Annotated in this window: 2 protein-coding genes; one reads left to right on the top strand and one right to left on the bottom strand. The window is 66.7% G+C overall.

From position 1 onward, the window contains the following. The coding region (locus tag DBR22_RS17365; protein WP_108600052.1) for a DUF937 domain-containing protein at positions 1-610 on the bottom strand (610 nt) is incomplete at its 3' end. 247 nt (positions 611-857) lie between these two features. Here DBR22_RS17365 and ribF point away from each other — a divergent pair. Further along, positions 858-1,524, top strand: a 667-nt coding sequence (gene ribF / locus DBR22_RS17360) for a bifunctional riboflavin kinase/FMN adenylyltransferase (protein WP_108600051.1), incomplete at its 3' end; no start/stop codon positions are given.

Here is a 1,524-nt window from a genome sequence, read left to right as displayed (position 1 = left end):
TCTCCGTTGATGTGGGCCCGCCGCTGCCGAGGACCCCGCCGAGGCCACCCAGGATGCTGTCCAGCACTGAACCCTGCTGGCCGGCACCCGCTCCCGCGCCGGCACCGGCTCCCGCGCCAAGCAGTCCGCCCAGTATGCTGCCGAGGTCAATTCCACCGGGGCCTGCGCCGGCCTGGGTCGGCTGGCCGGTGCCCTGGCCGCCCTGCCCAAGAATTTTCTTCGCCAGGTAGGACATGACGATCGGGGCGAGGATGGGCAGGGCCTTCCGGATCAGGTCTCCAGCGATACCACCCAGGGCTGGCGCGCCTGCGAGCTGCGCCGCCACCTGGTCCTGCTGGCCCCCGAAGACGTGGCTGACGATCTTTTCGCCGTCGGCAGTGTCAACCTGCATGGCGTCTACGCCGCCGTCCACCAGCCCGTCCTGGTGCTGGCCCAGGGCCTCCTGAAGAGAGGCCGCGCCGTCGGGAGCCTGGGCATTATGGTGCATTCCCGCCAGCAGGGTGGGCAACGCCGCTTCGACGGCAGTCCGGGCGGACGCCGGATCTGTGTCGAGCAGGGAGGCGATCTGGTTGATGTCGATCTGGTTGAGGAGGTCGTGTAACTCGGTCATGAGGTACTCCTTGAGCGCCGCGGATCCCGCGGACATTGTCGATGCGGCGCGGCGCGCCGCCGGAGGCTGCCCTTGCATCGTAGCCCCGGCATATGGGGAGTACCAGAGAGTCGCCGGCACTTCTCCGTGGCCGGCCGGCTCCCTTGGTACCGTCCGGAAGCCACCGTGAATGCAGGTAATCTTAGAGAGTTCCGGCGCCTGTGCGTTGGGAACAATGACAGTTGAAGGCAGTACAAAGGCGAGGGTGATGGTCTACATCTGGAACGATCCGTCCGAGGTCCCGGCGGACTTTGGTCCCTCCGTTGTCACGTTTGGCAACTTTGACGGCGTCCACCGCGGCCACCAGCAGGTGCTCTCCCAGCTCACCCGCACCGCCCGCCTCAACGGCGCCAAAGCCGTTGCCGTCACCTTTGACCCGCACCCCTCCCTGATCCACCGCCCTGAGTCGGCGCCCGAAATGATCATGGGCCTGCGGGACAAACTGGAGGCACTGGGGGAGCTGGGCCTCGACGCGGTTCTGGTGATGAAGTACTCCCTTAACCTCGCCAGTCTCACGCCCGAGGAGTTCGTGCGGCAGGTCTTTGTGGACAGCCTTCATGCCAGCCACGTGGTGATCGGCCACGATTCCAGGTTTGGCCGCGCCAACTCCGGCGACCTGGACACCATGAAGGAGCTCGGCGAAAAGTTCGACTTCGAAGTCCAGGTCATCAGCGAGTTTGGCTCGGAGGGCTACCCGCTGCATGACGACGGCGGCAAGGACCGCCGCTGCTCCTCCACCTGGGTGCGTGAGGCACTTCAGGAGGGCGACGTCGCCACCGCTGCCGCCGTGCTGGGCCGCCCGCACCGGATGCGCGGAGAAGTTGTCCATGGCGCGGCCAAACCTGGAATCGTGGCCGATCCCCACGTGGCTGGCA

The sequence above is a fragment of the Arthrobacter sp. HMWF013 genome, from assembly GCF_003061105.1.
GTDB lineage: Bacteria > Actinomycetota > Actinomycetes > Actinomycetales > Micrococcaceae > Arthrobacter.
The sequence above is the reverse complement of the archived record's forward strand: the minus strand, read 5'-3'. Positions and strand labels throughout refer to the sequence as shown.